Origin of the sequence: Psychrobacter sp. NG25, from assembly GCF_015234355.1 — a bacterium.
In the GTDB taxonomy this organism is placed as follows: domain Bacteria; phylum Pseudomonadota; class Gammaproteobacteria; order Pseudomonadales; family Moraxellaceae; genus Psychrobacter.
Genome location: NZ_JADGMV010000001.1, coordinates 512,188 through 535,516 on the forward strand (window position 1 = coordinate 512,188; position 23,329 = coordinate 535,516).

At 43.2% G+C, this 23,329-nt stretch carries 24 protein-coding genes; 17 read left to right on the forward strand and 7 right to left on the reverse strand.

Going from position 1 to position 23,329, the window contains the following annotated elements; genetic code table 11:
• Positions 1–214: 214 nt before the first annotated feature.
• The 3 genes from IPZ60_RS02125 to coaE all read left to right on the forward strand — a co-directional run bounded on the left by IPZ60_RS02125 (position 215) and on the right by coaE (position 3,180).
• On the forward strand, positions 215–1,438 hold the full coding sequence (locus IPZ60_RS02125) for a type II secretion system F family protein (RefSeq protein ID WP_194196212.1): 1,224 nt from the start codon (positions 215–217) through the stop codon (positions 1,436–1,438).
• A gap of 25 nt (positions 1,439–1,463) precedes the next feature.
• Complete coding sequence (locus IPZ60_RS02130) at positions 1,464–2,363, forward strand: A24 family peptidase (RefSeq protein ID WP_194196213.1); 900 nt, start codon at positions 1,464–1,466, stop codon at positions 2,361–2,363.
• 124 nt (positions 2,364–2,487) lie between these two features.
• Positions 2,488–3,180 (forward strand): dephospho-CoA kinase, encoded by a 693-nt coding sequence (gene coaE, locus IPZ60_RS02135; protein ID WP_194196214.1) that lies wholly within the window; start codon positions 2,488–2,490, stop codon positions 3,178–3,180.
• Here coaE and rlmB read toward each other — a convergent pair.
• Together rlmB and IPZ60_RS02145 are read right to left on the reverse strand one after the other, a co-directional pair.
• The gene (gene rlmB / locus IPZ60_RS02140; RefSeq protein WP_194196215.1) at positions 3,143–3,913 is read right to left on the reverse strand and encodes a 23S rRNA (guanosine(2251)-2'-O)-methyltransferase RlmB; all 771 of its coding nucleotides are present in this window, start codon (positions 3,911–3,913) and stop codon (positions 3,143–3,145) included. The two genes, coaE and rlmB, sit on opposite strands and share 38 nt — an antisense overlap.
• 252 nt (positions 3,914–4,165) lie before the next feature.
• A complete protein-coding gene (locus tag IPZ60_RS02145; protein ID WP_110922080.1) occupies positions 4,166–4,501 on the reverse strand; it encodes a pyrimidine/purine nucleoside phosphorylase in 336 nt (111 codons plus the stop codon).
• Between the two features lie 807 nt (positions 4,502–5,308).
• On the opposite strand from IPZ60_RS02145, the gene recN reads away from it, so the two are divergent.
• The 10 genes from recN to IPZ60_RS02195 all read left to right on the forward strand — a co-directional run bounded on the left by recN (position 5,309) and on the right by IPZ60_RS02195 (position 13,162).
• Positions 5,309–6,988, forward strand: a complete 1,680-nt coding sequence (gene recN / locus IPZ60_RS02150) for a DNA repair protein RecN (RefSeq protein WP_194196216.1) — start codon at positions 5,309–5,311, stop codon at positions 6,986–6,988.
• Positions 6,989–7,106: 118 nt separating this feature from the next.
• Positions 7,107–7,670, forward strand: coding sequence for a YqgE/AlgH family protein (locus IPZ60_RS02155; RefSeq protein ID WP_194196217.1), 564 nt, complete (start codon positions 7,107–7,109; stop codon positions 7,668–7,670).
• A 57-nt stretch (positions 7,671–7,727) separates the two neighbouring features.
• The gene (ruvX, locus tag IPZ60_RS02160; RefSeq protein ID WP_194196218.1) at positions 7,728–8,264 is read left to right on the forward strand and encodes a Holliday junction resolvase RuvX; all 537 of its coding nucleotides are present in this window, start codon (positions 7,728–7,730) and stop codon (positions 8,262–8,264) included.
• Positions 8,265–8,354: 90 nt separating this feature from the next.
• A complete protein-coding gene (locus IPZ60_RS02165; protein WP_194196219.1) occupies positions 8,355–8,870 on the forward strand; it encodes a hypothetical protein in 516 nt (171 codons plus the stop codon).
• Between the two features lie 66 nt (positions 8,871–8,936).
• Complete coding sequence (tusA, locus tag IPZ60_RS02170) at positions 8,937–9,263, forward strand: sulfurtransferase TusA (protein WP_194196220.1); 327 nt, start codon at positions 8,937–8,939, stop codon at positions 9,261–9,263.
• A 119-nt stretch (positions 9,264–9,382) separates the two neighbouring features.
• On the forward strand, positions 9,383–10,564 hold the full coding sequence (locus tag IPZ60_RS02175) for a methyltransferase (RefSeq protein ID WP_194196221.1): 1,182 nt from the start codon (positions 9,383–9,385) through the stop codon (positions 10,562–10,564).
• Between the two features lie 24 nt (positions 10,565–10,588).
• A complete protein-coding gene (gene xerD / locus IPZ60_RS02180) occupies positions 10,589–11,527 on the forward strand; it encodes a site-specific tyrosine recombinase XerD (RefSeq protein WP_194196222.1) in 939 nt (312 codons plus the stop codon).
• Positions 11,528–11,565: 38 nt separating this feature from the next.
• Entirely contained in the window at positions 11,566–11,904 is a 339-nt protein-coding gene (locus tag IPZ60_RS02185; protein ID WP_320108707.1) for a DUF3817 domain-containing protein, read from the forward strand.
• 149 nt (positions 11,905–12,053) lie between these two features.
• A complete protein-coding gene (locus tag IPZ60_RS02190; protein WP_194196223.1) occupies positions 12,054–12,494 on the forward strand; it encodes an MgtC/SapB family protein in 441 nt (146 codons plus the stop codon).
• Positions 12,495–12,553: 59 nt separating this feature from the next.
• Positions 12,554–13,162: a class I SAM-dependent methyltransferase gene (locus IPZ60_RS02195; RefSeq protein ID WP_194196224.1), complete on the forward strand. Its 609-nt coding sequence runs from the start codon at positions 12,554–12,556 to the stop codon at positions 13,160–13,162.
• Positions 13,163–13,347: 185 nt separating this feature from the next.
• Here the strand turns inward: IPZ60_RS02195 and lptG are convergent, their stop codons facing one another.
• Together lptG and lptF are read right to left on the reverse strand one after the other, a co-directional pair.
• On the reverse strand, positions 13,348–14,589 hold the full coding sequence (gene lptG, locus IPZ60_RS02200) for an LPS export ABC transporter permease LptG (RefSeq protein WP_194196225.1): 1,242 nt from the start codon (positions 14,587–14,589) through the stop codon (positions 13,348–13,350).
• A complete protein-coding gene (gene lptF / locus IPZ60_RS02205) occupies positions 14,589–15,860 on the reverse strand; it encodes an LPS export ABC transporter permease LptF (RefSeq protein WP_194196226.1) in 1,272 nt (423 codons plus the stop codon). The genes lptG and lptF overlap by 1 nt, the downstream gene beginning before the upstream one ends.
• 541 nt (positions 15,861–16,401) lie before the next feature.
• Between lptF and IPZ60_RS02210 the strand changes: the two genes are divergently transcribed.
• The 4 genes from IPZ60_RS02210 to sstT all read left to right on the forward strand — a co-directional run bounded on the left by IPZ60_RS02210 (position 16,402) and on the right by sstT (position 21,165).
• Complete coding sequence (locus IPZ60_RS02210; RefSeq protein ID WP_194196227.1) at positions 16,402–17,019, forward strand: cysteine hydrolase family protein; 618 nt, start codon at positions 16,402–16,404, stop codon at positions 17,017–17,019.
• Between the two features lie 406 nt (positions 17,020–17,425).
• On the forward strand, positions 17,426–19,072 hold the full coding sequence (locus tag IPZ60_RS02215; RefSeq protein WP_194196228.1) for a leucyl aminopeptidase: 1,647 nt from the start codon (positions 17,426–17,428) through the stop codon (positions 19,070–19,072).
• 63 nt (positions 19,073–19,135) lie between these two features.
• Complete coding sequence (locus tag IPZ60_RS02220; protein WP_194196229.1) at positions 19,136–19,636, forward strand: DNA polymerase III subunit chi; 501 nt, start codon at positions 19,136–19,138, stop codon at positions 19,634–19,636.
• 326 nt (positions 19,637–19,962) lie between these two features.
• Positions 19,963–21,165, forward strand: a complete 1,203-nt coding sequence (gene sstT / locus IPZ60_RS02225) for a serine/threonine transporter SstT (protein ID WP_194196230.1) — start codon at positions 19,963–19,965, stop codon at positions 21,163–21,165.
• 86 nt (positions 21,166–21,251) lie between these two features.
• On the opposite strand, the gene IPZ60_RS02230 is transcribed toward sstT, so the two are convergent.
• The 3 genes from IPZ60_RS02230 to IPZ60_RS02240 form a co-directional block, all read right to left on the reverse strand.
• Positions 21,252–21,791 (reverse strand): hypothetical protein, encoded by a 540-nt coding sequence (locus tag IPZ60_RS02230; protein WP_194196231.1) that lies wholly within the window; start codon positions 21,789–21,791, stop codon positions 21,252–21,254.
• A gap of 3 nt (positions 21,792–21,794) precedes the next feature.
• On the reverse strand, positions 21,795–22,115 hold the full coding sequence (locus IPZ60_RS02235; RefSeq protein ID WP_110922096.1) for a chaperone modulator CbpM: 321 nt from the start codon (positions 22,113–22,115) through the stop codon (positions 21,795–21,797).
• 117 nt (positions 22,116–22,232) lie between these two features.
• Positions 22,233–23,234, reverse strand: a complete 1,002-nt coding sequence (locus IPZ60_RS02240) for a DnaJ C-terminal domain-containing protein (protein ID WP_194196232.1) — start codon at positions 23,232–23,234, stop codon at positions 22,233–22,235.
• Positions 23,235–23,329: the final 95 nt, after the last annotated feature.

Consider the following 23,329-nt stretch of genomic DNA (forward strand, 5'->3'; position numbering starts at 1 on the left):
TTAGCACATAAATATCCTAGTTATTATAAGTTTTGGATTCATTAGCCAAGACTTTTATAAACCAGCAATATTACCTACCAGATATACTTAAATATAAAACAGATATATACTGGTTTTTTGCGTTAAAATAAAGTATGCCGCTTTTGAATAGTGAGTCAGGCATCGTTGTACATCTTTGCAATATCTATATTAGACAATATTTGAGGGTAGTATCATGGCAAAAGCGAAGACCGACATGCTGTTAGACTTTGTCTATGACGGGGTGAACCGGCGCGGACAAAAAGTGAAAGGGGAAACGACTAGTCGTAGTTTGGAGCTTGCAAAAGCGACCTTACGTAAACAAGGCATCTCTGTCAAAGGCATCAAGAAAAAGCCTAAACCTCTCTATACCTTCAAAAAATCTATTAAACCTATCGATATTGCCATTTTTGCTCGGCAGTTAGCAACAATGATGAAAGCAGGTGTACCACTGACACAATCTTTTGAGATTGTCGCAGACTCACTTGATAACCCCAGTATGAAAGAACTGGTCTTACAAATAAAATCTGATATCGAAGCGGGTGGTACTTTTGCCTCTGCACTGCGTAACCATCCGCGCTACTTTGATGACCTATTTTGTTCCTTGGTCGACTCGGGTGAACAGTCAGGTTCCCTTGAAACTATGCTTGAACGAGTTGCGACCTATAAAGAAAAAAGCGAGTTACTCAAAGCAAAAATCAAAAAAGCCATGAAATATCCGATTGCCGTTATTGTGGTTGCTATTATTGTTACTATTATTTTGCTAGTTAAAGTAGTACCCGTATTTTCTGGATTATTTGAATCTTTTGGTGCGGAACTGCCTGCATTCACGCAAATGGTGGTTGCCATGTCTGAGTGGATGCAAGCATGGTGGTTCGCTTTAATCATCATTATTGGTGGTACAATCATTAGTTTCTCAGAGGCCAAAAAACGATCTAAAAAATTCCGTGATTTTTTAGATCGTGCCACGTTAAAAGCACCAATCTTTGGCAACATTGCTTATCAGGCAATTATTGCGCGTTTTTCACGTACATTATCGACTACTTTTGCTGCAGGTGTGCCGCTTATTGATGCTCTAGATTCTACTGCCGGTGCTACCAATAATGTTGTCTTTTATAACGCCACTCAGCAAATCAAAAATGACGTATCTACTGGTCAACAATTACAATTTTCGATACGTTCAACCAATCTTTTTCCAAGCTTAGCCATTCAAATGGTTGGTATCGGCGAAGAGTCTGGTAGTTTAGAAGAAATGCTCGACAAAGTAGCCGTCTATTACGAAAACGAAGTTGATAATGCGGTTGATGGGTTAACCAGCCTAATGGAGCCTCTAATTATGTCGGTCCTAGGGGTGTTAATCGGCGGTTTGGTGATTGCTATGTACTTGCCAATCTTCCAAATGGGCGCAGTGGTAGGTTAAAAGCGAATTAAGGGACTGCTATTTCATGCAATTTATACAGTTACTACAAGATAATACGACTATAGCTTTAGTCGTATTTGGTCTATTAGGTCTTTGCGTTGGCAGCTTTTTGAATGTGGTGATTCACCGTATTCCGCTAATGATGCTTCAGAGTTGGAGACAAGAATGCAGCCAATTTATGTCTGATCAAGTAGACTTGCCACATGAACATACTCTACCTCTAAAAAACATTGTAGCCGCTGACCAACCTATTACGTTGAGTCGCCCTGCCTCACGCTGCCCTCATTGTAGCCATAAAATTAAGTGGTATGAAAATATACCCTTGATTAGCTGGTTGGTACTACGCGGACATTGCTCAGACTGCAAGACTTCTATCGGTCTGCGTTATCCTATCGTTGAATTGGTTACTGCATTACTATCCGTGTTAGTGATTTATCAATTTGGGGTTAGTGCCGCTGGATTGTCAGCGTTACTGTTAGTATGGACGCTCATTGCCTTAACAGGAATCGATTTTGATACTCAGTTACTACCAGATCGCTTAACCTTTCCTTTAGCAGGTTTAGGACTAGCCGTGAACTCACAAGGCTGGTTTGTCTCACCAACTCAGTCAATTTGGGGTTTATTGCTTGGCTTTTTATCATTATGGGTAGTGGTTAAGATATTTTTTCTTATCACTAAAAAAAATGGTATGGGACAAGGAGACTTTAAGCTCTTAGCAGTATTAGGAGCTTGGCTCGGACCTATGATGTTGCCATTGATTATTCTATTATCTTCGTTGTTAGGATCAATCGTTGGGATTATCCTAATGAAAAAGCAAGGTGAGAGTAAACCGTTCGCCTTTGGTCCTTACATCGCTATTGCAGGTATCGTAGCTTTATTATATGGCTCAGAGATTGTCAGCTGGTATCTTGGCATGTACCCTTAATAGTTTATGACAATAAAAATAGGTTGTGACAGCAAACCGTCAGCCTTTAACTTTCATACTTGAAAGCTATATTTTTCAATTGGCAACTGCTACTATTAGCATACCAATCAGATAAGTCATCATTATGTCAAAACACACAAACGCTTCTTCACCCTACTCACATCAATCACAAAGCCCACAAACTACAAGTAAGACGCTAGTAGTCGGTTTGACGGGTGGTATCGGTAGTGGGAAGTCTGCTGCTAGTGCTTGGTTCGCTGAGCAAGGTATTGATATTATAGATGCCGATTTCATTGCCCATGAAATCGTCGCCAAGGGCAGCTCAACCTTGCGTAAAATTCAGAAGAAATTTGGTGATTGGGTATTGAATGGTGATGGATCAATGGATCGAGCGGCCGTAAGAACGCACGTATTCACACACCCTGATGCATTAATTGAGTTAGAAGCAATCACTCATCCCGCGATACGCGAGACAGCAAAAGCTCAGTTAGCGGCTAGTACTACACCTTATATAGTGTTGTCAGCACCGCTACTCATCGAAGCTGCAGAAGCAGGGCTTGCCAATTTATGCCAGCGCGTTTTAGTAATGGATGCTACTGAAGATACGCAGCTTGCACGTGCCAGTCAGCGTGATGAGCAAAACGTGCAAAAGATTAAAGCCATTATGGTCAATCAGTTGAGCCGCGAAGAGCGCAACCGTCATGCTGATGATGTGGTACTAAATGAAAGTAATCTTGCAGACCTATACTCGCAATTAGAACCACTACATCAAGAATACCTTATACTGGCCCAGCAGCTAAAGTTCGCTGCCGATTAACTTCGTATAACGCCATACCAGTGGCAACACTCACATTTAAACTCTGTAAGTTGCCATACTCATTCCCTGACATCGGAATATAAACCAGCTCATCGCAGCTCTCCATAGTCAGACGACGCATCCCTTCCCCTTCTGAACCCATAATAATGGCTGTCTTACCCGTTAAGTCAGCCGCATGTATGGGCTTGGCATCCGCATTGAGCGCAGTCCCAAAGACAAAAACACCTGCACTTTTTATTTGTGACAGTGTGCGAGCCAGATTAGTTACACTGATAATCGGCATCATCTCAGCTGCGCCAACAGATACTTTAGCAACCGTTGGTGTTAGGCTTGCCGCATGATGCTTTGGACAAACCACAGCATCCACGCCCATCGCCACAGCAGTACGCAAGCAAGCGCCAAAATTATGCGCATCGGTGATTTGATCTAAGACTAACAGCAAGCACTGATCACGTCCAACAATAGTATCCAGCAACCCTTCGTTAGCAAAGCCTAATGGACGAGCATTTAGCACGACGCCTTGATGTTGAGGACTACCACATAACTGCGTAAGATTGTCTTTTTGCGTTGGCTGGATGCTTATACCATTGGCGCTTGCCTGTGCCATAATCGCTTGTACATGGCTATCAGTCTCGCGGCCTTGCTGTACAAACAAGCTAAGCCCATCAAGAGGACGATGTTCGAGTAAGGCATCAATTGCATGAATACCATAGAAGTAAATAGGTTTTGCCATAGTAGGCCTACTAGTTATGAAGTGATTGTTTGTAAGGTGGTGAACGCCTAATGCGATAAAATAGAAAAATAATAGAGAGGTGATTGTAGCAAGTCATTGTCAATAAAAGGGTGTGACAATTGAAAAAGAAATAAACAATGCCAATGCAGTATTGTTTATTTCTTTTGAATGAGAAGTGCTTGGCATGGTAAATGATAAGCCACTAAATTATGATTGTAAGCGGCAGGTTTCGATCAAAACCTGCCAATCAAATTAGCCTTCTAGGTGACAAACATACTGTACAATTTCTTCGGTACGTAAATTAAAACCACTATTGCCTTCAACCACGAATGACTGACCTGCACGATAGTAACTGAACTCTTCTTCACCATTTGTTTTGACTTCACACTCACCGCCAATGATTTCGATACGCTCAGAGGTATTGGTGCTAAAGTGATAATGCTCAACCAAGTTATCACAAGGCAAAATAACGCCCAATGTCTTATGTCGACCATCTTCGAACATAATAGTGTGGCTAGAACAACGACCATCATAAGATATCGTTGCTTGAGCATTGACTGTTACATTAGTAAATTGCGCCGCTGTCATAGTGGCTTCCTTATCAAATAATTATTGCAAAACTAAAAAATAAGTAACTGGGTAAAGTACTGTTTAAATTGTATATTTTAGAAAATATAGATTATGATTTGTGTTTTCCATTACTCTATAACATCATAGCTAAGCTTCTTACCTTTAGTACTATACCTGCTTAATTTGAAAGTATTGTGACTCATTGTCATGTAACATGAGGCACAAAAGCTGACCAGTAAGAGTTTATCATTATGTTAGATTATGCTACCACATTATATCTATAAAGTTTGTTAAAGCGATTAGGAAAATTTTATCTGATGCCAATTTCAGAATGTCTTTTCGGCTGGACATTTAATGCTAATATATCACTGGAATTTGATTAACTTATTCAATTTATAGCTAATATTAGTCATCGAATAACAACGATGAACCATTGGCTTTTGCAAATTTTTTAATAAAATTTCTCCTTCAATTTATTGTATTCATTGCTATTAAAATTTGTATTTAACCGCATTTAACACCATAATATTTGCTAATTATCGTTATCTAGCTAGGGCGTGTCTTCAATTCACTCGATATTTATCTAAATGGGCTAAAAATGGCTAAATCTTGCCAAACTACGTCAAATAGCTGGTTAATATCCCGATATTCTCTACACTATTTTTCTTGTTTGACGGCTATTTATCTCACTTTTATCACCATTTTTAAAATGAAGACACGTCCTAGTATTAGTACCTGAACGATTTCACTTCCTTATTTATCCTATTTTAGATATGGCTTTACTATTTTATAAGTGAAGCTCACTATCTATCATGAGAGGCGTTGATGCTAGTATCATTAACTTTACATCAGTTTGCGTTGATCGCTCAGCATGAGCTGAGCGTGGCTGAAGGCTTCAATGTCATCACTGGCGAGACTGGAGCTGGCAAGTCGCTCTTACTTGATGCGCTATCATTGTGTGCGGGTGAGCGTGCAGACAGGGCGATGGTCAGACATGGTGCTGCACATGCAGATATTTATGCGCAGTTCGATGTAGAAAACAACCATGTCATTGCTGACTGGTTCGCTAAAAATGATAGAACGCTAGAAGAGCCAGAAGTCTTAATTCGCCGTCAGCTAAGTAATAACGGCCGCTCAAAGGCATGGTTAAATGGTGTGCCAGTTAGTTTGGCCGAGCTAAAAAGTCTCGGTACATTATTGGTCAATATCCATAGTCAACATGCTCAGCAAGCATTGCTTAAACCACAATTTGTGGTGAAATGGTTGGACGAGATGGCGAAAATCACACCTCTAGCCTTACAAACATCCAGTAGCTATCAAATCTATCAGCAGCTCAAACGCCGCGCTGATGATATCGCTAGTCGTGAAGCTCAGCGTCAAGATCGTATCCAACTTTTACAAAGCCAACTAGCAGACATTGCCCCATTACTAGCCGTCGATTATGCAGAGGTCGAAGCAGAGCATGAAGAGCTGTCTAATATAGAAGCACTGATGCAAGAGGCTAGCCACGGCTTACATCTGCTCGATAATGATACGGATGAGCCAGATGTCATGACCCTATTAGGACAGGCCATCAAGCTCTGTGACAATCAAATGAGTGTCAGCCAAACCTTTGAGCAAGCGTCTGAGCAGCTACATTTAGCACAGCAGCAAATCACTGAAGTAACTGGCCTATTATCAGATTATGCCGAGCAACAACTGCCTGATCCTGAACGCTTGCAAACATTAGATAGTCTTATCAGCTTAGGGCACCGTTTATCACGAAAGCATAGCTTGCCGGCCAGTGATTTAATTGGGGAAGCAAAAGGCTGGGAAACACAATTAGAGCAATTAGAGAACGAACCCAGTAGCGATGCAATGGCGGCACAAATTGAACAGGCTTGGCAAGAATATCTAACACTAGCCACTCAGTTAAATAAAGAGCGCACTAAAGCTGCACCGATTGTCAGTAAACAACTGATTAAGCAACTACAACCACTTGCCCTACCCAATGCCCGCTGTGAGTTTGTCTTTACCAAAAAAGCAGATCCTAGCCAGTATAGTGCGCAAGGTTGTTTTGATATTGATCTGTTATTCAGCGCCAACGTCGGCATGCCAATGCAACCACTGCATAAGATTGCATCAGGTGGTGAGCTGTCGCGGATGGCACTGGTCATGCAAGTATTACAAGCAACCAATGCGGACAATAACGCTGCCAAGCCAATGCTAGTATTTGATGAAGTCGATGTCGGTATCAGTGGAGGCACGGCGCAAGTCGTCGGCGAGTTATTACGTGAGCTTGGCCGTACACAGCAATTATTGGCCATTACCCACCAAGCACAAGTAGCGGCGCAAGCGCATCAGCATATCTTGGTACAGAAGCACCATCAGGAGCAGACTGAGAGCGAGCTGTTGATATTGACCGATAGTGCACAGGTCGATGAGCTAGCACGTATGTCCGGTGGTGTGATTATTACTGACGTTACCCGTGACCATGCTCGTAGTTTATTAACGGATGTTAAATAAACGTTCTGGGTTTATGATTAGCTCTACATCACGGCTAAATATTTGCTTTAGTTGATTTTTTACTCACTATCGCCATATAGTGGTCTTTCACCTTCATTATTAGGTTTTGCTTGTCTCTATGTCTAAAACCAATTTGACTCATCATTTCTTAATCGCGGCGCCAGAGCTGTCAGACCCAAGGTTTGAGCAGGCGCTAATCTATATCTGCCGTCATGATAAGCACGGTGCACTCGGCTTGGTCATCAATCGTCCATTAGAGCAATCACATGTGGGTAAGCTACTAGAAGATTTAGATATTGAGGTTACTGATCCACAGGTGATGGAAGATTTGGCATTAGAAGGCGGCCCTATGTATCCTGAGGTTGGCTTTGTGCTGCATACTGGTCAGCCAGAATGGGCGTCATCTTTTGCTATCTCAGAGAATGTCTGCATCACGACCAGTCAAGATATCCTTAAGCGTATCGCTGCAGGTCAAGGCGTGGGTCATTATCAGCTGTGCTTGGGTCATGCCAGCTGGGGCAAAAAACAACTGGATCAAGAATTGAATAATGGTGATTGGTTGGTCTGCCCTGCAGATCTAAACTTATTGTTTGATACACCATTTGAAGAGCGCTGGCAAATAGCCGCTGATAAAATCGGGATCAACTTTGATTACCTAAGCAGTGACATCGGTCACGCTTAACCTCAGATGTTTCATGAATACAGAAATAAAAAATTAAAACAGGATACATCCGTTACTATGGTAGATAGCACTCTTACAACAGATAGCACCAATGTAATAGAGACTGATACTGGCGTTGCTGAAGCGACCGTTAAGCCACATCTTGTCTTAGCTTTAGACTATGGCGTCAAAAAAATGGGCATGGCACTTGGTAATACCATTACCGAGACAGCGCGTGCCTTTGATATCTTAGCGATGAATAATGGTCAACCTGACTGGGATAATTTACTCGGTATTATCAAGGTGTGGGGCGTGTCAAAGGTGGTCGTCGGCCTACCGCTTAATATGGATGGTAGCAGCTCGATGCTGTCTAAGCGTGCGCATAAATTCGCTCGTCGCCTAGCGCATAGAGTTATGGAGCAGCATCTGCCAGTGGTCGTGTCACTCTGTGATGAACGCCTGACATCAGTTGCAGCACGAGAAATCGCTTGGGACAATGGCTGGATCAAAAACGAGCGTGACCCTATTGATGATATTTCTGCATGTATCCTGATGTCGACGTACTTTGCTGATCCGAATAGTAGTATTGCCATCGATGCAATCAAAGCAGATTAGCTTAGCAACCAGCTTGTCACTCCTATGCCAATAATTTCTGCTATATAGTGGATTGACCATATCATCTAAACGGATAAATGACTGATTATTATGACTACTGTTTCAGACCAATCCACGCAAAATAAATCGCAACATGGTTTTTCTCCGCTTGCCATTGCTCGTATCAAAGGCGCACAACGGATAAACCAAGTAGCCATTTATCTCATTTATGCTGCTATCTTTGCGTTTATGGTCTTTGGTACCATTGCTAGTATTAAAGCCTTTCATGGCAATCAGCTGCTTTACCAGCTATTTTATAATTTGCCATACGCCTTGGTTGCGCTCACAATTCCCATTACGCTTTATGACACATTAGTCGTTTATCGTTATCGTTTGAACCAACCTTCTATGATTGCAATGAGTATCGGCGTATCGACCATCATATTAATTGGTGGGCTATTATTCGCTGATACTGCATGGTTAGGATTGTCCTGTTGGTTAGGAGTGGCTTTTTTATTCAAAGTGAGCTTTAAGCGCTTTTTCAACTTTTTAGAAGTGGCTGACTTGCCTGATACTGACGAAGCGCTAGAGACAGAGATTGTAGAAAACTCAGAAAGCACTTCCTGACTCCTGACAGACGCGTAAACAAACTCTCCATTATCAAACTTATCTCTTAGGTTTATTAAAACAATTATGACAACTTCAATAACAGATATTTCTATCAGCCATCATCTGGACACGCAGGGGCTTATTTGCCCTGAACCTGTGATGATGCTACATCGAGTCATTCGCAAAGCAGACAGTGGCGAAATGATTGAAATATTGGCGACTGATCCTGCCACCACACGCGATATTCCTAATTTTTGTCGTCATTTGGGTCACGAACTATTAATTCAAGAAACGCTGGCTGAGAACGTGAGCTTAGATACTGACCCTGATGAAATCAAGGTCGATAGTGATGATACTGCACCCATGAGTGTGACGCTTTATCGCTATTTGATTAAGAAAAAAAGCGCTTAAATGCACTCAAGTTACCGCAGTAAGCTCTAATCAAAGCAACACATTAACAGCGCAACAAACAATATAAAAATATCTTTGATTTGTACGAGATATATCTTTCACAAAAGGTAGGCTACTACGTGTTACAAACAGAAAAGCAATATGTACAATGGCAAGAAAACGAAACTCTACGTAATGCTCTTTGGTTGTCTGAAAGCAATCATATGCCACCTGCACGCATTGTATTGGTCGATGATACAACGACCGCAGATGATGCTTACCGTTTAGCTTGTGAAGGCACATCACTGCTATGGCGCGGTGACTTCCATAATGCACGACAACTGCTACAAGCACTTGGTCGTCGTATAGATCGCACGAATGAGCGCTCTGAACAGCGTAAGGTTAAGAAAGCGGCGAATAAACCTAACACAGCAAAGGTTAAAGGCATTCCCAACTTATTTCATCAGCAGCGCCAATTGCAAGCCCAGCGCTCACGCATATTGAGCCGTTTGCTACTAGAGCTTGATGCCAGTTATGTCAGCCAACTACGCCGCGCCCCTGATGTCAGTGCGGCCTGTACAGCAGCCTTTGGTGCAATCGATGAGCCATGCGTATTATCATTTCGTGATATGCAAGGCGCACTTGGCGCAGCAGGATGGCGCGAAAAAGGCGTCCCAATAGACAGCTTAGGGTTATCGATTTTCCCGCATTATGGTGTGTTTGCGCCAACTCGTCATGAGTATGTACAACTGTTGCTCGATGCACCGCTACCAGCGATCCATGATGTCGCCTATGACATCGGTACTGGCACGGGTTTATTGGCCATTATCTTAGCGCAGCGCGGTGTTCCGCAAGTGATTGCCACTGACTTAAATCCGCGTTCTCTGGCCTGTGCTAGCGAAAACTTTGCGCGTTTGACGTTATCTAACGTACAGTTACAGCAAGCGGATTTGTATCCAACTGATGCGCCACTCGCTAACCTCATTGTCTGCAATCCTCCTTGGTTACCTACTAAGCCAAGCTCACCGCTCGAATATGCCGTCTATGATGCCAATAGCGCGATGTTGCGTGGGGTGTTGCAGGGCGCTAAACAGCACTTAGCTGAGCACGGAGAGCTTTGGTTGATAATGTCGGACTTAGCTGAGCACCTGCAGCTGCGTACTCGTGATGAGTTATTAAACTTGTTTGCCGATGCTGGATTGGCAGTGAAATACCGTCTCGATACAAAACCGAAGCATGGTCGCAGCCAAGATGATACCGACCCTCTACATGTCGCACGCAGTGCTGAAGTCACTTCGTTATGGTGTTTAACGCTTATCTAACATGCAACCATCGAGTATTAAATTATGAGCCGTGATCGTGCCGTGCAACAGCGCCAACCTAAGGCGCTGGCAGTAGATGACGAACCCAGTTATATGACTGAATTTCGTCAAGCCATGCTGGCACGTGGTTTAGCGACGCGTACTCGTAATGCTTATGTCCGCGACCTGCGCTCCTGCGAGCTGACCAATCCTATTGCCCTGACACGCTGGCAGCCTGATGATGTGCTGCACTGCTTATCAACCCTGACTCAAGAAGGCAAAACCCCACGTACCCAAGCACGCATGCTCTCAAGCTTGCGTCAGTTTTATCTGTGGATGATTGCGAGTAATCTGCGTGAAGACAATCCTTGCGAGCGTATCAAAAGCCCAAAGCTAGGTCGTCCATTACCAAAAGACTTAGCCGAGGCAGATGTCGATAATCTTCTCGCCTCGCCTGATACCAGCACTGCGCTAGGACTGCGTGATAAAGCCATGCTAGAGGTGCTATATGCCTGCGGGCTGCGTGTGAGCGAGTTGATTAATCTCTCATTAGAGCAAGTGAATCTAAACGCTGGCTGGCTACAAATCACGGGGAAAGGTAATAAAACTCGACTGGTGCCCCTCGGCGAATACGCAGCAGATGCGCTAGAAGATTATCTAACGCATGCTCGTGGTGATTTGATTGCGCATTTGAAGTCAGGAAATTGCCAAGCAGTGTTTTTGACCGCGCAAGGTGGCTATATGACGCGGCAGAACTTTTGGTATTTGCTTAAAAAATACGCCAAAGTCGCCAGTATCGATAAAGAGCTATCGCCGCATACACTACGTCACGCATTTGCTACGCACCTGCTGAACCATGGTGCAGACTTACGTAGCGTGCAATTATTGCTAGGGCACAGTGATTTATCAACCACGCAGATTTATACCCATGTGGCGACAGCGAGATTGCAGAAACTGCATGCTGAGCATCATCCGAGAGGCTAGAATTTAATTTTTATTGATGATCGTTAGAGGACTAAACCGTGTTGCAAGCTCAACCACCTTCCCTACCTGCTCTAACCGAAAAGCAAAATTTTGCCCTCAAAAAACTGACTATTATGGGGTACTTAGAAGGTACCTCTTTTCTACTGTTGCTGGGTATCGCCATGCCATTAAAATATATGCTGGGTATGCCTGAAGCGGTGAGCTATGTCGGCCCATTGCATGGGATACTATTCGTTGCTTATATCATAGTGCTGATCATCACAGCGAGCAAAATAAAAATTCCGCTATGGGCGCTACCTGTTGGTGTGCTTGGCTCGTTTTTACCCTTGGGGCCGTTTATTTTTGATTATGTGTTAAAGAAGCAGTTAGGAAAGTGATATTAAAGTGATCTCGGTCACATAAACATACCTCTATATGATGACGGCGAGACTGCAGATATCTTTAAAGCAATTTCTATGTCTTTTCAATGAGCTGTAACCATGTATCATAGATATTAACCACTGGTCTGTGAATAGCGGGGTGAGCTATGTTTGGGTTTGATATCGACTTTCAACTAATGGGCTATCATTTTTTTCAGTTGTGTATTGCCTTTATATTATCTTTGCCCATTGCCCTTAATCGGGAAATGAAAGACAGTGGTGCAGGACTTAGGACCTTTCCGCTAGTGACCATTGCCTCCTGTGCTTTTATGTTAGTGGGTAGAGATATTTATTCAGATGTTGATGCCGAAGCACGTATCATGTACGGTATTATTACTGGTATGGGCTTTATCGGTGGCGGCGCCATTTTCAAAAGTGGCGGCAGCGTAAAAGGAACAGCGACAGCAGCAAGTTTGTGGAATACTGGTGCTATCGGCATCTCAGTCGCTTATAACCGCTACGAAATCGCTATTATTTTATCCGTTGTTAGTTTTTTGATATTGCAGTTTTCTGATCCCTTTAAAACAGAGAAGCAAACCAAAAAGTAAGCTGAAATTTTATTCGGTTGTCGCTACAATACTCACCATACTTATCAATTGAGAATCTCATGAGCCATAGACCACCTGCTGACCTATTAAAAAACGCCCAACACTGGCGCGAAGACATTAACTTTCGCCAAGATGTACTGGGTTCGCCGTTTGATTTTTCGACCACGTGGGGTATTTTTTCACCGCAAAAGCTTGATGATGGTAGCCTGATGCTGCTTGATTATATTGACTTTGAAGCTGACGATGACTCGATAGATTTGGGCTGTGGCTATGGTGTGCTTGGTATGACAGCAGCGCGTGAATGTCCAAATGGTCTACACACTTTAATTGATAAAGACTTTATGGCAGTAGAATATGCGCGCCGTAACTGTGAGAAAAACGGTCTTAATAATGTCGATGTACATTTATCAAATGGCTTTAACCATGTGGCAAAGGATAAAGACTTTAGTCTCGTGATGTCGAACTTGCCAGCCAAAGTGGGTAAAGAGCAGCATTATCTGTATTTCCTTGATGCTTATGCACGCATGCGTAAGGGCGGCCGTTTTTATGTCGTTACGATCAATGGCTTACGTCAATTTGTGAAGCGCTCGTTTACCGAAGTGTTTGGCAATAGCGATAAGGTCAAGCAAGGTAAAACATACACCATTACCATGGCGACCAAAGACTAATACCAACCGCCAAAAATACGATTAGCTGTGTCAAAATCGCTTAGCCTACAATGCGTAGTGCTTGCGCTCTTTTTCCTTGCTACTCTAATTTTTGTGAATGGTATAAATTTTTGAAAGTGATACAAATAAGAAGCCCGCTAAAACATAGTGTTTTAGCGTGCTTCTTTATGGCAAATGATATCTGGCTACATCTGCCGTTTGAGCAAATAGCCACCCAATATCGCACTAGCGATGATCGGTAGTAGCACCATCAATAATGGCGAAAACCCAGTCGCGAGCGAGACAAAACCAACCAAATCTTGCACGTAGCTAAACAGCAAACCAAACAATAACGCCACCACAATACGCAAACCCAAGCTATGTGTACGCAGTGAGCCAAAGACGAATGAGCAGGCGACGATCACCAATGACAGAATAGACAACGGCGATAGCAGCTTTTGCCAAAATGCCAGCTCATGACTTAAGGAGCGTGTGCCTTGTTGGCCCATAAACTGACGATGCTCATACAATTGGGTCAGAGATAAATCCTCTGCCTTACGAGTGAGTAAATACACCGACTCAGGGGCAAACGGCAGGCTTAAAGTATCTGACGGTGAGATGGCTTGACTGCTATCAAAACCCTGACCGATATTCAGTTTGGTCATATTATTCAGCTGCCACTCGTAACGATACTGCTCGCTTGGCTCATCAGTAGTGGTATCAAGTGGTTCGCGACCGATATATTGTCCATCTTCCGCATGAACAGCCGTTTGTAAGCTACCATTATTATCCAAATGCCAACGCTTTACCTCACCGATATTACCTTGCACATCGGCATAATCAATATACAGAACGTCGCTACCATCAGGCGTTGTACTACCATCCTCTGCGCTATCAAAACGGGGCTGCACTGTCCAATAGCCGCGTACTGATGTGACCAACGAACGGCTATCTGCATCATTGATCTCTTTTGCTAACTGATTAGAAGAAGGTAAGACAAACTGATTGATCGCCAGTGCAATTAACACAAAAATCATTGCAGGCTGTAGTACCCAGCCGACGATGCGATACACACTCACACCAGCAGCACGCATCACCACCAGCTCGCTTTTGTTAGCGAGTAAGCCCAAGCCTACTACGGCACCGAGTAATGCACCCGTTGGAATAAACTGCTCTAAAAAGTAAGGCGAGCGATAAAAAATATACTTAATCGCCGAACCCATCGTATAACTGTCATCTAGTGAGTCAAGCTCTGACAAATAAGAGAATACCAGTTGCAAAGCCCACAGACCTAAAACTGCGCCGATAATCGCGAGCAATGCATTGAGTTTGACGTAGCGGCTAAGGACTTTTAGATTGGCAGGTCTTTTGGCAAACTTAGCTTTAGGGTTTTGAGAGCCAGTGTTTGGAGACTTAGCATTCTGAGATTTAGAGAATAAAGCACTCATTAAGGTTGTCCTCCTAGTGAGCCATTGCTCTGACTGTCGATAACCGTTAGTGGCTTATTCTCTTGTTTGCGAAAGCGTAATCGATGCTGCACACGGCTGCCCCAGTTCAGATAAAGCGCTAGTGCCATAAATCCAAGCACCAGCCATGCATTAGCCCATACACTCACACTGCCTTTACTTACGGCATTTTTGAGTGAAATAATACCCAGTGCGCAGCTGACGAATAATAAAATAGAAGGGAACAAACGCAGCCAGCGACCTTGACGCGGACGTACTTGCGCGAGTGGCACAGCTAGCATAGGCGCGATAATCATCAACCACGGTAAAGCAAAACGATATCCAAGCTCACCTTGTGCTGCTCGTAGTGCACTGGTATTACCCACTTGCCCGCTGCCAGTCGCCGCTTGCCATAGTGGACCTATCGCTTGCGTTTCGATATTGTCTTCGGTTACCGCTTCTTTGGATGATTCAGTCAACGTGATGCGGTAACGATCAAAGCCCACTTGATTGTATTTCAGACTGCCTGCACCAACCTCATAACGGCGACCTTGGAATAAATCCAACTGGGTCACGCCGCTATCTCCCGTGTCTACTTGTTCAGCACGATTGGCGAGTGTGATGGTGTCTTTGCTGATATTAGCATTTACAACGGCGGCTGGCAGGTCTGGTATATCTAATGATTCTGCTGTTTCTGGGTCGATACTATTACTGGTATCAACCGCTGTCTTCTTAGCAGCACTACCCTTTGCTTCAGGTTCGGACTGAACAAGTATCACATTCTGTAATTGTTTTTTATCGTCACTCAAGCTGCCGACATACAAATGATAATTGCCACTACTGATAAATTCATTCGGACGTATCAAATCAAAAGCACTGGTCAACGCTTGCTGCTGCCAAACACTCTCAGAAGAGCGTACACCCCACGGTTTTCCGACAATTGAGAGCGCAGCTTCACCGACGAACAGTGCCAATATCAAGGGCGTTATCAAGCGGGCAAGCTTACCGCGCGAGACGCCACTGGCATTGATGACGGCCATTTCTTGATCGACGTACAGGCGCCCAAACACTAGCATGAGTGCGATAAAAAACGCTAAAGGTAGAATCAGCTCTAAAAAGTACGGCAAATTATAACCAATGATGGTAAATAATAAGCTGACATCTAGATTACCTTCTGCTGCAATGCCAAAGTAACGTATCAAACGACCACCAAGCATCATCACCACTAAAAACCCCAATACCAGAGCAGTGGTTGAGGCAACTTGTTGGGTCATGTAGCGGCGTAATATCACAATAGGCACTCTTAAAAAGGGTTGGTATTCGCACTCATTAATTACACAATTATTGACAGAGTACTGACAAATTCAAGCGCGATAATTGCGTATTATAGAGACAGCACCACTCAGTCAGAGACTTAAGCAGGTATAAAAATAACAGCGTCACTTGTTAGCGACACCCTATAAATACTGGCGATAAAGATAACCGCTAATGCTAGCATGTTTTGCCTAAAAATGGCGGTGAAATGTGTTTGGAAACATTACATTCTTATTACTGACTGCCCATCCTATACAGTAGATGATAGACCATAAGGCAGTAAATGAAAGGTATATTCGGTATCAATCATATTAACAGTGAGGCCTGTAGCAATGCTTAAGTGGACCGCGCTTATGTTGTGAGGTTTTGCTTTATTTATTTTAGAAAGGTTTGTTTGTCATTCGTATCATGAAATGCGGATGACTGAGATTAATTGCTAGACTGAATGACATCTGTTGAATATTCAAAAAATATGTTTATGCCATACGGAGAATAAAACTTGTGAATAAAACCACGTCTATACCCTCTACTCTACTTGAGCTCGCAGGCGGCTCATTCGATACGCTCGATTGGTCCAATTGCGCTATCGTCCTTATCGATTATCAAAACGAATATGTCGATGGTGCCATGCCATTAGGACAAGCTGGCGCTAAAGCTATCGCAAACGCACGCCTACTGCTGGACAAAGCCCGTCAGCAAGACATCCCTGTCTTTCATATCATGCATCACGGCCCAGAGAATGGCAATGTCTTTGATCCTTTATCACCCAATATCGAGATTGTTGAGCCATTAAAGCCACATGATGGCGAGACAGTAATAGCCAAAAAGCATCCAAATGCCTTTCATGATACACAGCTACAATCATTGATTTCATCAGCAGAAAAGCAGCAGATTATCTTTGCTGGCTTTATGAGTCATATGTGTGTCAGCTCAACCGCCCGCGCCGCATTTGATTTGGGTTTTCAAAACTTTGTGTGCCATGACGCCTGTGCCACTCGTGATCTACCTAGTGCCACAAAAGAAACGATAAGCGCCGATGTCATGCATGACATTGCCATGGCAGCGCTACAAGATAGATTTAGCGCATTAGTAACAACGGATGAATTGGTTAACGGCTAGGGCATATCCTCAATTCAAGCGATAGTCATCTAACTGGGTTAAAAATGGCTAAATTTTGCCAAACATCGTCAAATAGCTGGTCAATATCTCGATATTATCTACACTACTTTTCTCGTTTGACGGCAACTTATCTCCATTTTTGAAATGAGGACACACCCTAGTTTAATATCTTACTTAATATGACTCACCATAAACCATTGATACCGTATTAAATGATTGTGTAAATTGGTACAGCAGAATGGTTCAAACTCATTACCCAAGACTTGCTAACTGCGCACTGTCATCGCAATATGCTACACTATTGTGGTTGCTCGATAGACCAAATAATCTAATAATCTAATAATCTGACAGGTACAAGCAATCGCACAAATCCTGCAATTTTCATAACTCTAATAAGGATAACTATATGAATATTAAATTATCTCAGCACCTACCAAAGACTCATACACAAAAAATTCTAAAAAAAGAAGCAAAGAGCAAAGATGAAGCTTGTTTAGTCGTTTTAATCGATGACAAGAAAAACATCTTGGCTGAATCTGCTCTGACCGATTACACGGCACGTATTGAGCAATTGATTGACGTGTCACACTTCAAAGGTAAGGCTGGTGAAACGGTTGTCGATTATGCATTGGCAGGCGACAAAAAAACCACCAAGCAAAACCCTGTACAACTATTACTAGTCGGTGTGGGCAATACGGATAAGTTTAACAATACTGTTCTACAAAAAATTGCCAACACTATTTATAGCAGTACGCAAAAGCGCGTGTCTTCTATTACTGTCGCATTGGGTGATGCTCTAGAAGAAAATCACTTCGGTCAATTTGCTCTTAATCTGTTGGCAGCGAGCTACCGCTTTGATAAATATAAATCTGAGCAAGCGACGCCTGTACTAACTGATATCTACCTAGTTGCTGATGCTGCATTACAGCCTGCGCTAGCATTTGCACAGTCAGTATTTGCAGGTCAGAGTCTGACTCGCGATGTAGCCAATGAACCAGGTAACATCTGCTTCCCAGCTTACATGGCAGAAAAAGCCCAAGAACTTGCAGCGACCTATCCTGACCTACTAACCGTTAAGGTACTGGGCGAAGATGAAATGTCAGCGCTAGGTATGCATTGCTTCTTAGCAGTCGCGCAAGGCTCTACCAAAGAAGGCAAGCTCGTACTCATGGAGTACCGCGGTAAGTCTAACTTCAGTAGTGATGCTGGCTCTACCAAAACAACGACTAGCAGCGCCAAAGTCAGCGGCGGTCTAAAAGCACTGGCTGATAAACTACCAACCAAGAAAGCGGCTAAAAACAACGATGCTAGTGTGCAAGCAGCAAATGATGATGCGCCTATCGTATTGGTCGGCAAAGGTGTAACGTTTGACTCAGGCGGTATCTCAATCAAGCCAGGTGCGGCGATGGATGAGATGAAATTTGACATGGGTGGTTCGGCTTCAGTACTTGGCACAATCAAAGCCTTGTGTGAAGCGCGTCTACCAATCAACGTAGTCGGCGCGCTAGCCTGTGCTGAAAACATGCCATCAGGTGATGCAACGCGCCCAGGCGATATCGTCAAAGCAATGAATGGTCTATCGGTTGAAATCTTGAATACTGATGCTGAAGGTCGCTTAGTATTGGCAGATACTTTATGCTACGTACAGCGTTATCAGCCAAAAGCTATCATTGATGTTGCAACCTTGACCGGCGCCTGTGTAGTTGCACTCGGTAGTGTTCGCTCGGCCGTCTTTAGTAATGATGAAGACGTATTGTTTGACTTAGAAAATGCCAGTAACTTATCAGGTGATCTCATTTGGCATATGCCGTTAGATGATGAATATCAAGCGCAGCTCGAATCGCCTATCGCTGATTTACAAAACATCGGTGGTAAAGGTGCAGGTGCTGTCACTGCTGCTTGCTTCTTGTCTCGCTTTGTAGAAGAAGGTCAAGCATGGGCGCATTTAGACATCGCTGGCACGGCATGGAACTCAGGTAAAGACAAAGCTGCAACTGGTCGTCCAGTACCACTATTTATGCAATATCTAAAAAATAGTGCGGATATGGTTTAGTCAATCAATGACAGTCAATTTATGAAAACTATTTGATGAAAATCACTTTATGAAAACAATTCTATGAAGATCAGTTTTTATGTTTTAAGCGAGAGTAAAGCCCAAGATTTCTTGGGCTTTATTTGTCAATTGACCCAAACGGTGCTCAATAAAAGCACGCAGTCATTGCTGATTCTTATCGAAGATGATGCGTTACTGTCATCGCTTGATGAAGCACTTTGGGCACAAGAGGCCACCAGCTTTATACCACATCAATGCCTTTTGGATACGGGTGCGAAAGGTACTAATACTGAAGGCACTAATGTGGATACTGCTACTGCCCATACTGATAACCAATCGCTAGCACCTGTGCTACTTGGCAACTATATGCCAGCCGATTTTAAGGGAATCGTACTCAATACTACGATACGTCCCGTGAATACCTTTATGGCAGCGACTAGTAATGCGCAACCAACTCGAGTGCTTGAGCTGATAAAACCTGATGCGACCAGTGTTGAAGAAGGTCGTAATAAGTATAAAGCTTATCAACAATTAGGTTATGAGCTGACTCATTTCAAAGTTTAAGTTGCAGCCTGCCCGATAACGTCTCTTCAATTTCTCACGAAAAAGCACGATTTCTCATCAGAGAATATTCGCCAATTTTTTCATATTAAGTCTCTACCTTCAGCTTACCCGCCTATACTGGTTCGTGGTAAAGGTAGGCGCTTATCCTAAAAAATGCTACCATCCTTCGATTATTTTTCTGTTTTCACTATAAACGTCTTATTTACAGTCAAATTATTTCAAAATGGAGACAAAGCAACCGAGCGGATACTGTGTCTTTTAAGCAAGGTTAACGCAGTAACTATTTATAAATAATTTGGAGTATTGACTAAATCGAGGATGTATAGATGCGTTCACTAATTGCGATGTACCAGCGTATAGGGCTAGTGCCGCTCATTATTATTGGTTTAATTTTAGGAGTATTGATTGGTTGGCTAGCTCCAGGAATCGGTATTGCATTAGGACTATTGGGTACGCTGTTTGTAGGCGCGCTAAAAGCAGTTGCTCCGATACTGGTATTTATTTTGGTTATGGCTGCTATCAGCCAACACCGTAGCGGCAACAAAGTTTATGTCAAACCTGTACTTATCATGTATATGTTCGGCACTTTTTTGGCTGCACTGACTGCGGTAGGTGCCAGCTTTTTATTCCCGACTAACTTAGTCTTGATAAATGCAACGATTGAGCAAGTACCACCAGCCAATTTAGAAGCCGTATTGACCAACTTACTGATGAACTTGGTGGCCAACCCTATCAACGCAATCGCTGAAGCCAATTATATTGGTATTCTGGCATGGGCCATCATCATTGGTTTTGCACTGCGTCAAGCCAGTGATACTGCCCGAACAGTGGTCAGTGATTTTTCTGATGCGATCTCGCAAGTGGTCAAATGGATCATTGCGCTAGCACCTTTCGGTATCTTAGGCTTGGTTGCAAATACCGTCGCTGAAACAGGCTTTGCTTCTCTGGCAGGTTATGCACGTATCTTGATGGTGCTTATCGGTTGTATGCTATTTATCGCTCTAGTTGCAAACCCAATCATCGTGTTAGTCAAAACGGGTAAAAACCCTTATCCGCTAGTATTCAGATGCCTACGTGAATCAGGCATTACCGCATTCTTTACGCGCAGTTCAGCGGCCAACATTCCCGTTAACATGAACCTTGCGCGCAAACTGGGTCTGCACGAAGACACTTATTCTGTGACTATTCCACTCGGCGCCACTATCAATATGGCAGGTGCAGCGATTACGATTAACGTCTTAACGCTTGCAGCAGCACATACTTTAGGTATCGAAGTGAGCTTTGCTTCAGCACTTCTACTGAGTCTGGTCGCAACCATCAGTGCTTGCGGAGCCTCTGGTGTCGCCGGTGGTTCATTGCTACTGATTCCTCTAGCTGCTAGCTTATTCAACATTCCAAATGACATTGCTATGCAAGTGGTTGCGATTGGCTTTATCATCGGGGTGATACAAGATTCGGCAGAAACGGCGCTGAACTCGTCAACAGATGTACTATTCACAGCAGCAGCTGATCCGACGTATTCTCGTTAATTTATAAAAAATCAAACGCTATAAATAGAGAAAATAAAAAAGGGCCCAATTTATCATTGAGGCCCTTTTTTATTGGCTATTCTTTATTAGTGTCGTGGCAGCTTACCAAAAGACCAGTACACAAATATAGATGCTAATGAAATAAACAGCATGAAATATCTTAATCGTTTTTTATCACGCTCAAGTATTGCCACAGTGTCGTCATAACTACGTATAACTTTATCTTCTGACTCTAAAGTGACCACCTGCAGCCTGTTATTGGACCAACTTGGAAAACTGTCTTGTTCATACCATCCAACAGTGGCCATCTGACCAATATAGGGCTCAAAATGTTCATTTAAACCACAACTGCGGTCAGATGTACCAAAAAATGCTTGTGAATATGCGCATGAAAACTCCAGTATTGTTTTGGTTTTTTTATCATAAAAAGCCAGATATTGGTGCGTCGACTTTGAGTCAGGATCAGGCCTCACTCTCAAAACATCTAGCTTGCCAGAATAATAATGTAGCTCGTTTTCCTTAGGGAAACTCATATCAGGATATGCCGTCATTAGCACACCACTCACAACAAATAAATTCACAGCAAGAAAGAAATCAAGTTTTCTAATAGGAGTAAATTTTACCACTAATTATTTCACCTCAATATCCACTTCAATCACGGGTGCTTGCAGGTCTAGTTGGCGTTTTAATTGGCGTAGTTGCTCCACCTCATCTAACAGCTCGAGTATCAGACCAATCGCAGGGACACTGGCTTCAAAGTCGCGACTAAGTCGTGAGGCGCGGCGTACAGTCGTCAGCTGATAACCAGTAAACTGCTCTCGTTCTGGCACATCATATTCAATAATATTTTCTTCAATCAATTCGATGACCCATTGGCGCTCTTGGCCACAGGCAGATACTAGCTCATCTAAGCTCATGATAATGTCGGTCAATTCAGGCGAGTGTTTCATAGCTATTATCCTCGTTTGCGCTTTATTTCATCGTTATCGTATGGTCTTCATCTCTATTGCAGTGGTATCTGATTGTTATTAAGCACTGTTACTAAGCGCTATTACCAAACATTGCCATTAGCGCTCTATAGTCGTCTCGGCAAAGGCTTGTTTTAATTGCTCATAAGCTTGGCTAGCCGCCTCAGTATTGATATCAGGATTAACAATATTCAGGGTCAAATATAAATCACCCACTTGCTTGGCTGGAATACCTTTACCTTTTAATCGTAGATTGCTGCCAGACTTACTGTTTTTAGGAATGGTCACGCCAAGCTTTCCTGCAGGCGTAGTGACCGTTATTTTTTCGCCCAAAGCCGCTTCCCATGGCGCTATATTGACAGTCTGATAGACATCAGCACCTTCTATTCGGATATTGTCTGCATGCAGGATTTTGACTTTTAGGAATAAATCACCATTTTTACCACGACCAGCACCAGCTGCACCTTGTCCTGCTAGACGAATCTGCTTGCCATCAGTGATGCCTTTAGGGATTTTAATTTTGAGCGTTTTATTATCATAATCTACGCTGCCATTGGTCTGACGAACGGGGACGTTTAATTTGATACTGTAGTCGTCACCATTATAGACCGAGGCCAAATCAACTGTAATCTCTGCATGCTGGTCTTGACCTTTGCTATCTTGCGACCCAAAACCGCCACGTTGTGATTGGCCACCAGCTTGACCATTAGTCGAGCCACGTGCGCCATGACCAAATGCTGAAAAAATATCATCGAAGCGGAAACCACCATCGCCATAGGCTTCGCCATCACCGAACTGATCTTTGACATCCTCCCAACGGAATCCACCCTGACCACCATTTGTAGACTGACCACCAAAGCCACCGGCACCAGCTTGACCTGCAAAAGGATTGTCTAGCATGGCGTCATATTCGGCACGCTTGTCTTTGTCTCTGATGGTCTCGTAAGCATTATTAATCTCCGCAATCTTGTTATCAGCGTCAGGGTGATCGCTGACATCAGGATGATATTGACGAACGAGCTTACGGTATTTTTTTTTGATATCGGCGTCTGAGGCGTCTTTTTTGACCCCTAAAATGTCATAGTAGTTTTTCTCTGCCATGTTATTAGTCCTCAAAATAAAAGCATGTTGATGATACTGGTATGCCAATTTTAAACGGTATAGTGTGACAGCTTATTTGACTGCGACATATCAGG

What these genes read in the sequence shown, in the direction of transcription:
- IPZ60_RS02125 (WP_194196212.1), top strand. Translation starts at nt 215, where the DNA reads ATGGCAAAAGCGAAGACCGACATGCTGTTAGACTTTGTCTATGACGGG.
- IPZ60_RS02130 (WP_194196213.1), top strand. Translation starts at nt 1,464, where the DNA reads ATGCAATTTATACAGTTACTACAAGATAATACGACTATAGCTTTAGTC.
- coaE (WP_194196214.1), top strand. Translation starts at nt 2,488, where the DNA reads ATGTCAAAACACACAAACGCTTCTTCACCCTACTCACATCAATCACAA.
- rlmB (WP_194196215.1), bottom strand. Translation starts at nt 3,913, where the DNA reads ATGGCAAAACCTATTTACTTCTATGGTATTCATGCAATTGATGCCTTA.
- IPZ60_RS02145 (WP_110922080.1), bottom strand. Translation starts at nt 4,501, where the DNA reads ATGACAGCGGCGCAATTTACTAATGTAACAGTCAATGCTCAAGCAACG.
- recN (WP_194196216.1), top strand. Translation starts at nt 5,309, where the DNA reads ATGCTAGTATCATTAACTTTACATCAGTTTGCGTTGATCGCTCAGCAT.
- IPZ60_RS02155 (WP_194196217.1), top strand. Translation starts at nt 7,107, where the DNA reads ATGTCTAAAACCAATTTGACTCATCATTTCTTAATCGCGGCGCCAGAG.
- ruvX (WP_194196218.1), top strand. Translation starts at nt 7,728, where the DNA reads ATGGTAGATAGCACTCTTACAACAGATAGCACCAATGTAATAGAGACT.
- IPZ60_RS02165 (WP_194196219.1), top strand. Translation starts at nt 8,355, where the DNA reads ATGACTACTGTTTCAGACCAATCCACGCAAAATAAATCGCAACATGGT.
- tusA (WP_194196220.1), top strand. Translation starts at nt 8,937, where the DNA reads ATGACAACTTCAATAACAGATATTTCTATCAGCCATCATCTGGACACG.
- xerD (WP_194196222.1), top strand. Translation starts at nt 10,589, where the DNA reads ATGAGCCGTGATCGTGCCGTGCAACAGCGCCAACCTAAGGCGCTGGCA.
- IPZ60_RS02190 (WP_194196223.1), top strand. Translation starts at nt 12,054, where the DNA reads ATGTTTGGGTTTGATATCGACTTTCAACTAATGGGCTATCATTTTTTT.
- IPZ60_RS02195 (WP_194196224.1), top strand. Translation starts at nt 12,554, where the DNA reads ATGAGCCATAGACCACCTGCTGACCTATTAAAAAACGCCCAACACTGG.
- lptG (WP_194196225.1), bottom strand. Translation starts at nt 14,589, where the DNA reads ATGAGTGCTTTATTCTCTAAATCTCAGAATGCTAAGTCTCCAAACACT.
- lptF (WP_194196226.1), bottom strand. Translation starts at nt 15,860, where the DNA reads ATGACCCAACAAGTTGCCTCAACCACTGCTCTGGTATTGGGGTTTTTA.
- IPZ60_RS02215 (WP_194196228.1), top strand. Translation starts at nt 17,426, where the DNA reads ATGAATATTAAATTATCTCAGCACCTACCAAAGACTCATACACAAAAA.
- IPZ60_RS02220 (WP_194196229.1), top strand. Translation starts at nt 19,136, where the DNA reads ATGAAGATCAGTTTTTATGTTTTAAGCGAGAGTAAAGCCCAAGATTTC.
- sstT (WP_194196230.1), top strand. Translation starts at nt 19,963, where the DNA reads ATGCGTTCACTAATTGCGATGTACCAGCGTATAGGGCTAGTGCCGCTC.
- IPZ60_RS02235 (WP_110922096.1), bottom strand. Translation starts at nt 22,115, where the DNA reads ATGAAACACTCGCCTGAATTGACCGACATTATCATGAGCTTAGATGAG.
- IPZ60_RS02240 (WP_194196232.1), bottom strand. Translation starts at nt 23,234, where the DNA reads ATGGCAGAGAAAAACTACTATGACATTTTAGGGGTCAAAAAAGACGCC.